The organism is Antarcticimicrobium luteum, assembly GCF_004358185.1.
GTDB classification, from domain to species: Bacteria; Pseudomonadota; Alphaproteobacteria; order Rhodobacterales; family Rhodobacteraceae; genus Antarcticimicrobium; species Antarcticimicrobium luteum.
In genome coordinates, this window is the sequence record NZ_SMUV01000044.1 from 35,523 (window position 1) to 41,784 (window position 6,262).

The window sequence follows — 6,262 nt, forward strand, 5'->3', positions numbered from 1 at the left end:
TTCTCAACCCTCCGCGCGATAGCAGGGGCGCCTGAACACCGGAGGCCGCCATGAGCATCAACACCGAACGCGAGATCGAGGCCAACCTGCAGATCGGTCCAACCGACCAGGGAATGGTGCGCATCTTTATCGAATCGCAGGGAATCGAGGTTCCGATGGATTTCGAGCCCGAAGAGGCCGAGGAAATCGCGGAAGAGATTCGCGCCGCCGCGGCCCAGGCCCGCGCGGTGACAGAAGGCGGCGGCAAGCGCCGCTAACGGTGGATCTCTCCCGGGCCGATCAGTTCGAACCCGGTGATCTCGAACTCGTAAAGCCCACTCTGATCGGGCTTCTCCGCGCGGGCGATCAGCTTGCCGTCGCGGTGGAACACCGCATGCGCGCTGTGCAGCGCACGATAACACCAATCGCCATCGGGATAGTAATACTTGATCATCATCGGCCTTCCTCCTCGGCTGCCGGAGCGATCAGGGTCGCCACGCCGGGATCGCGCAACGCCTGCAACCGCCGCGCCGCGTGGCTGGCGAATTTCTGGATCAGAACCTTCCGCCGCGCCGGCGCCAGCCTGTCCTCCGGCCCCATGCGCAGGATCTCGGCGTCATAGGCATCGGCGATGATCAGGCCCGTCTCAGCCGGCAGCAGATCGGTGGGAAAGGCCAGATCCACGGCCCAGAAATAGCGATCGCACCACTCCAGATACCCCTGCCACTTGCTGTCCGACTGAAAATCGGCCCGGCCCGACTTGCACTCGATCACCCAAAGCTCACCCTTGGGGCCAAGGCCCATCACGTCCACCCTCAACCCGCGCCTGGGCACGAATTCCTCGATCGACACAAAGCCATGGCGGCGCAGCTGACGGGACACCCCACGGGCAAGAAGCTGTCCGGGTTGCATAGTCTCACTCATGCGGCAAATGTGAACAATACAGGAACAAAAATCAAGCCCGGCCCGACGCCGCCGTCTTTTCCAGGCGTAAAATCCCCGCCCTGCCCCGTCCGGCCACCCGCGATCCGCATTGGCATAATCGCCCCTTGCTACGGACCCGGCAACGTCCTACCTGTGTCTGGTGGCGGGCACTGCCCTTCCTGTGACTGGTAGCATTCCGGTGGCCTTAAACATTTCCGAGGGGGCTGGCTCTGTTCAGGTCCTGGCCTGATTACCTGGCGCCCACCTGTACATACAGGTCCTCGGGAATCGAACCGCACGTTTGCGGTGGTCCCGCCACATATCCTCCGCTGAAATATCTTCCCGACAGCCCCCCCGAGAATCAAGACGCCCCGGAGAATTGCTCCAGGGCGCCCAATTCCTCGCGTCCCGCGACATGTCGCGGGATCATGGCCGGCAAGCCCGCGGCCTCAGCGGCGGCGATGCAGCCGGCGGGCGCGCTTGCTGGTGTCCTCGGCCGGCACCATCACCGGGCGCAACTCGCCGCTGCGCACCGGCGTGTTGCCGCGCGGGCCGCTGTCGTCGGGTTCGGCCATGGCCATCACCGCCCAGGCGAACTGCACCCCGGCGAACACGATGCCATGGGCGAACCACAGCACCACGACGGCCAAAATGCCGACGTCCGAGCCGCTGACCAGATGCCACAGGTTCATCACATTGAACCATAGCAGCATCGCCACGAAGGCCGCCGCGATGGCGAAGCCGATAAGGACATTGCGGATGTAAAGCTTGATCAGTTTGGGCATGTCTCGTCTCCAATGCCCCAATGGTATCACGCGCGGGGCCGGCGTCCATGGCCAACCGCCGCGCATGTCGTCGCAGGGGCGGTTTGCCGCCAATATGGCAAGGAAACGGGCAAGCCCAAGGCCACGGCGGCGCTCAGAACGCCTCCGGCCGGGCCTCGCGCGCGATGTGATCGAGCACCGCGTTGACGAACTTCGGCTCGCGCCCCTCGGGGAAGAAGGCGCGTGCAATATCCACGAATTCGCTGATCACCACCTTGGGCGGCGTGTTGGACTGGATCAGTTCGGCGCCCGCGGCACGGAACAGCCCACGCAGCGTCGGGTCGATCCGCGCGATCGGCCATTTCGCCACCAGCGCCCGGTCGGTCATCTGGTCGATCCGCGCCTGATAATTCACCGCATCGGCCACCAGCTTGCGGAACAGCTCCGCATCGCCCTCGATCATCTCGGCGCCGTCCTCCTCGAAGGCGGTGCCGAAGCGATGGTCGAGGAATTCGCGCACCACCCCTTCGGCGGTCTGGCCCGTCTGCTCCATCTGGAACAGCGCCTGCACGGCATAGAGCCGTGCGGCCGATTTCATCTTGCGTTTCTGGTTGCCCGAAAGGGGCGCGCCCGTGGTGCTCATGCGGTGTGGGATCCGTCGTTGTCCCCGGCTAGGAGGATGGTCTCGGACGGGGGCTTGAATCCCACGTCCTTTTTCTGGCCGCCCCACTTACGGCTGAGCGCGATCAGATGCAAGGCCGCAGCGGCCGCCCCACCGCCCTTGTTCTGATCTTCGGGGTTGGCGCGCACCTCGGCCTGGCGGCGGTTCTCCACCGTCAGGATGCCGTTGCCGATGCAGAGCCCCTGCAATCCCATCAGCTGGATCGCCCGGCTCGAATCGTTGCAGACGGTGTCGTAATGGGTGGTCTCGCCCCGGATCACGCAGCCCAGCGCGACATAGCCGTCGAAATTGGAATGGCGGTCGGCCATGGCGATGGCGGTCGGCACCTCCAGCGCGCCGGGCACCTCGGCGATGTCCCAGGTTCCGCCCGCCGCCTCGATCTCGGCCTTGGCGCCGGCGATCAGGTTGTCGGCGATGTCCTTGTAGTAGGGCGCCACCACGATAAGCATTTTCACCGGCGTATCGAATTCCGGGCGCGGCAGAATGTAGTGGGTTTCATGTCCGGCCATGTCAGCCCTCTCCCAGAATCGGGCGGGTGCCCGCGATTGTCAGATCAAAGGCGTCGAGCCCGACATAGCGGGTGCGCGGGTTGTCGGTCAGCAGGATCAGATCCCGCAGACCCAGACTGGACAGGATCTGCGCCCCTAGCCCGGTCTGCTTGATGGTGCGCGGCCCGTCGTCCTCGGCGGCATAGAGCGCATTGCGCGGTTGCCGGAACAGGCAGACCACCCCGCGCCCCTCCTCGGCGATGATTTCCATCGCGCGCGGCAGCTCGCGCGCGGGCTTCGGCCCCAGCCCCAGGATGTCCGACGCCTCGTGCAGCGCATGGGTGCGCGTCAGCACCGGCGCCGGCGTCGAGATGTCGCCTTTGATCATCACCACATGCTCGATCCCGTGGGTCTGGTCGGTAAAGATGCACAGCTCCCATTCGCCGCCGAATTCCGAGATCACGGTCGAGCGCGAGGTCTCGAACACCAGATTGTCGTGCCGCGCCCGATAGGCGATCAGATCGGAAATCGTACCGATCTTCAGCCCGTGTTCCCTGGAGAACTCGACCAAATCAGGCAGCCGCGCCATGGTGCCGTCTTCCTTCATGATCTCGCAGATCACGCCGGAGGGGTTGAGCCCCGCCAGCCGCGAAATGTCCACCGCCGCCTCGGTATGGCCCGCGCGGACCAGCACACCGCCGCGCTTGGCCCGCAGCGGGAACACATGACCGGGGGTGGCCAGGCTCGCCATGGTGTTCTGCTCGTTGATCGCGGTGGCGATGGTCAGCGCCCGGTCGCCTGCGGAAATCCCCGTGCTGACCCCCTCGCGCGCCTCGATCGACACGGTAAAGGCGGTCTCGTGGCGCGACGAGTTGTTCACCGCCATCATCGGCAGACCCAGCCGGTCGATCCGCTCTGCGGTCATCGGCAGACAGATCAGGCCGCGCCCGTGGCTGGCCATGAAGTTGACGGCCTCGGCATCGGCGAACTCGGCGGCGATCACCAGATCGCCCTCATTCTCGCGGTCCTCGTGATCGACCAGGATGAACATCCGGCCCTTGCGCGCCTCTTCGATGATCTCCTCGATCGGGCTGATCGCGTCGCGCAGCCCGGCCTCGACCGGGCCCGGGGTTTCAAAGCTCATGGGGCAGAAGCCTTTCTTGCAGCAGTCCCCGCGCAGATAGACCACAGCAGCCGCGAATGCCAGCCCCGCGCAGCGGTGACGATGCGCACATCCGGTCTGCACTGGGGGCAAAGCCGCGTTCGAAAGCCCGCAGCTCTCCCTCAGAAACAAGCCACCAGCGCGGAATCAAGGCCGCAGGCCGCCGCGCGAGCGCCGGACCGTCCCCACGGTCTGGCGCTGTGTCAACAGAGGCGCATCAATCAGAGGTCGTCAGGATTTGGCAACTATTAAGCGCGCCGAACTTCCGTCGCTGCGCCAGCCCCCGGTCCGGCTCTCGCGCGGCTTGCTCTATCGCTCACCCCGGGCAATCAGCCCCCGTTCACCCCACCTGCCGGAAATACTCCTGCGCGCCGAGATACCCGGCAGCCCGCCCCGCCGCGACCCATTCGGCCTCCAGCGGCGCGTCGCCGATCACCAGCACCCGGCTCCCCGACAGCCGCTGACCGCGCAGCAGCCCCTCGATCCGCTCGCGCATCTGCGACCAGCTGTCGGTGAACCGCGGCGCCGCATCGCCGCCCTCCAGCACCGGATTGCGCAGCAGCACCGCCTCGGGCGTCTGCGGCCGGTGCACCAGCACCAGCCGCCGCGCGCCCTTGACCGCCTCCAGCGTCCGCGCCTGCGGCTGCGGCATCCGCGCATCGCCGGCAAAGAGCCTCAGCGCGTTGGAAGAGAACAGCAGCCCGGTGATATCGTCGCCGGAATACTGCCGCACCCTGGCGTAGGTCTTGTAGTCCATCCCCAGCTCGGCCGCGCGTTTTATGCGCATCTGCAGCACCAGCTTGGGGATCGCGTTGGGCATCAACGCCCGCTGCGCCCGGCGCCATTGATGGGTTCGCAGAACCGCGCCCGGCTCCATCGACGGGCCGCCGTTATGGCCGATCCGGGCCTCGGGCACACTCTCGGCACCGGGCCGCTTCTTTGGGCGAAATGTCGCGACGCTCATGGGTTTATTCCTCCAACGCTCAATTTTCGACGTAAGCCGCTCAAAGCCGGGTTTTCCATACCCGCCCGGCCCGATCGCCTCTGGACCGGGCGTCCGCCTGGCGCTTAGCCTGTTTTTTGTGCAGCAAAGGAGGCCCAACCATGCGCCTGTCCCGGATGATCACCACCATCGAGGCCCATGCCGAGGGGGAGCCGGGCCGCGTCATCACCGGCGGGCTCCCGCCCATTCCCGGCGACAGCGTGTTTGAAAAGATGCAGTGGATGCAGGCCAACGCCGACGACATCCGCCAGCTCATGCTGCGCGAGCCGCGCGGTCACCCCGCGCTGTGCTGCAACGCGCTGGTGCCGCCCTGCGATCCGCGCGCCGATGCCGGTTTCATCATCATGGAGCAGACGGAATACCCGCCGATGTCCGGCTCCAATACCATCTGCGTGACCACCGTGCTGCTGGAAACCGGCATCCTGCCGATGCGCGAGCCGCTGACCGAGCTGACGCTGGAAACCCCAGCCGGCCTGATCGGCGTACGCGCGACCTGCGAGGCCGGAAAGGTCACCCGCGTCGAGTTCCGCAACGTTCCCGCCTTCGCCGTGCACCTGGGCGCGGTGATCGAGGTGCCCGGCCTCGGCCCCGTCACCGTCGACGTGGCCTGGGGCGGCATGTTCTACGTGCTGGCCGAGGCGGCGCCGCTGGGCGTCTCGCTCGACGGCGCCAACGGCACCGAGATCGTCCGCGTGTCCGAGGCGATCCGCCATGCGACGGCCGAACAGCTCCCCGTCGCCCACCCCGAGAACCCGGCGATCACCGGTCCCACCATCACCAATCTCTGGGGTCCGCCGCAGGCGCCCGGCACCCACGGGCGCGGGGCGATCACGCTGTCGACCGGCCCGTTTGATCCGGCCCGGCCCGACCGCGCCAGCGGCATCCTCGACCGCTCCCCCTGCGGCACCGGCACCTGCGCCAAGATGGCGGTGATGCACGCAAGGGGGCAGCTGGAGGTGGGGCAGGACTACGTCAACGCGGGGCCGCTCGGCACCACCTTCACCGGCCGTATCATCGAGGAAACCCGGGTCGGGCCCCATCCGGCCATCATCCCCACGCTGGCCGGCCAGGGCTGGATCCACGGCACCGCGAACTGGACGCTGGACCCCGGAGATCCGTTCCAGACCGGGTATACGGTCGGCGACATGTGGGGATAGGGCGCAGACCCTAGCTGTTTGATCCCACGGTTTGATGGTGTGATCCTTTCGTCGGAATGGAAGGAAGCATTATGGGACAAGTTCGTCACGGGAGCGCCACGAC

At 66.5% G+C, this 6,262-nt stretch carries 9 protein-coding genes; 2 read left to right on the forward strand and 7 right to left on the reverse strand.

Annotation, left to right across the window (positions count from 1 at the left end):
* The first annotated feature begins 50 nt into the window (after nucleotides 1-50).
* Nucleotides 51-257 (forward strand): DUF6324 family protein, encoded by a 207-nt coding sequence (locus E1832_RS02850; protein ID WP_133358227.1) that lies wholly within the window; start codon nucleotides 51-53, stop codon nucleotides 255-257.
* On the opposite strand, the gene E1832_RS02855 is transcribed toward E1832_RS02850, so the two are convergent.
* From E1832_RS02855 to E1832_RS02885, 7 genes are all read right to left on the reverse strand, one after another.
* Nucleotides 254-436, reverse strand: coding sequence for a hypothetical protein (locus E1832_RS02855; protein ID WP_206020987.1), 183 nt, complete (start codon nucleotides 434-436; stop codon nucleotides 254-256). The genes E1832_RS02850 and E1832_RS02855 overlap by 4 nt on opposite strands.
* Nucleotides 433-903 (reverse strand): MmcB family DNA repair protein, encoded by a 471-nt coding sequence (locus tag E1832_RS02860; protein WP_133358228.1) that lies wholly within the window; start codon nucleotides 901-903, stop codon nucleotides 433-435. The genes E1832_RS02855 and E1832_RS02860 overlap by 4 nt, the downstream gene beginning before the upstream one ends.
* Nucleotides 904-1,352: 449 nt before the next feature.
* On the reverse strand, nucleotides 1,353-1,688 hold the full coding sequence (locus E1832_RS02865; RefSeq protein WP_133358229.1) for a hypothetical protein: 336 nt from the start codon (nucleotides 1,686-1,688) through the stop codon (nucleotides 1,353-1,355).
* A 133-nt stretch (nucleotides 1,689-1,821) separates the two neighbouring features.
* Nucleotides 1,822-2,310 (reverse strand): transcription antitermination factor NusB, encoded by a 489-nt coding sequence (gene nusB, locus E1832_RS02870; protein WP_133358230.1) that lies wholly within the window; start codon nucleotides 2,308-2,310, stop codon nucleotides 1,822-1,824.
* A complete protein-coding gene (locus tag E1832_RS02875; RefSeq protein ID WP_133358231.1) occupies nucleotides 2,307-2,858 on the reverse strand; it encodes a 6,7-dimethyl-8-ribityllumazine synthase in 552 nt (183 codons plus the stop codon). The genes nusB and E1832_RS02875 overlap by 4 nt, the downstream gene beginning before the upstream one ends.
* A 1-nt stretch (nucleotide 2,859) precedes the next feature.
* Nucleotides 2,860-3,981, reverse strand: a complete 1,122-nt coding sequence (ribB, locus tag E1832_RS02880) for a 3,4-dihydroxy-2-butanone-4-phosphate synthase (protein ID WP_133358232.1) — start codon at nucleotides 3,979-3,981, stop codon at nucleotides 2,860-2,862.
* 358 nt (nucleotides 3,982-4,339) lie between these two features.
* The gene (locus tag E1832_RS02885) at nucleotides 4,340-4,963 is read right to left on the reverse strand and encodes a hypothetical protein (protein WP_133358233.1); all 624 of its coding nucleotides are present in this window, start codon (nucleotides 4,961-4,963) and stop codon (nucleotides 4,340-4,342) included.
* Nucleotides 4,964-5,103: 140 nt separating this feature from the next.
* On the opposite strand from E1832_RS02885, the gene E1832_RS02890 reads away from it, so the two are divergent.
* Complete coding sequence (locus E1832_RS02890) at nucleotides 5,104-6,159, forward strand: proline racemase family protein (protein ID WP_133358234.1); 1,056 nt, start codon at nucleotides 5,104-5,106, stop codon at nucleotides 6,157-6,159.
* Nucleotides 6,160-6,262 lie beyond the last annotated feature (103 nt).

Bases quoted from the DNA above. Each gene is read 5' to 3' on its own strand.
- E1832_RS02850 (WP_133358227.1), top strand. From the start codon at position 51: ATGAGCATCAACACCGAACGCGAGATCGAGGCCAACCTGCAGATCGGT.
- E1832_RS02855 (WP_206020987.1), bottom strand. From the start codon at position 436: ATGATGATCAAGTATTACTATCCCGATGGCGATTGGTGTTATCGTGCG.
- E1832_RS02860 (WP_133358228.1), bottom strand. From the start codon at position 903: ATGAGTGAGACTATGCAACCCGGACAGCTTCTTGCCCGTGGGGTGTCC.
- E1832_RS02865 (WP_133358229.1), bottom strand. From the start codon at position 1,688: ATGCCCAAACTGATCAAGCTTTACATCCGCAATGTCCTTATCGGCTTC.
- nusB (WP_133358230.1), bottom strand. From the start codon at position 2,310: ATGAGCACCACGGGCGCGCCCCTTTCGGGCAACCAGAAACGCAAGATG.
- E1832_RS02875 (WP_133358231.1), bottom strand. From the start codon at position 2,858: ATGGCCGGACATGAAACCCACTACATTCTGCCGCGCCCGGAATTCGAT.
- ribB (WP_133358232.1), bottom strand. From the start codon at position 3,981: ATGAGCTTTGAAACCCCGGGCCCGGTCGAGGCCGGGCTGCGCGACGCG.
- E1832_RS02885 (WP_133358233.1), bottom strand. From the start codon at position 4,963: ATGAGCGTCGCGACATTTCGCCCAAAGAAGCGGCCCGGTGCCGAGAGT.
- E1832_RS02890 (WP_133358234.1), top strand. From the start codon at position 5,104: ATGCGCCTGTCCCGGATGATCACCACCATCGAGGCCCATGCCGAGGGG.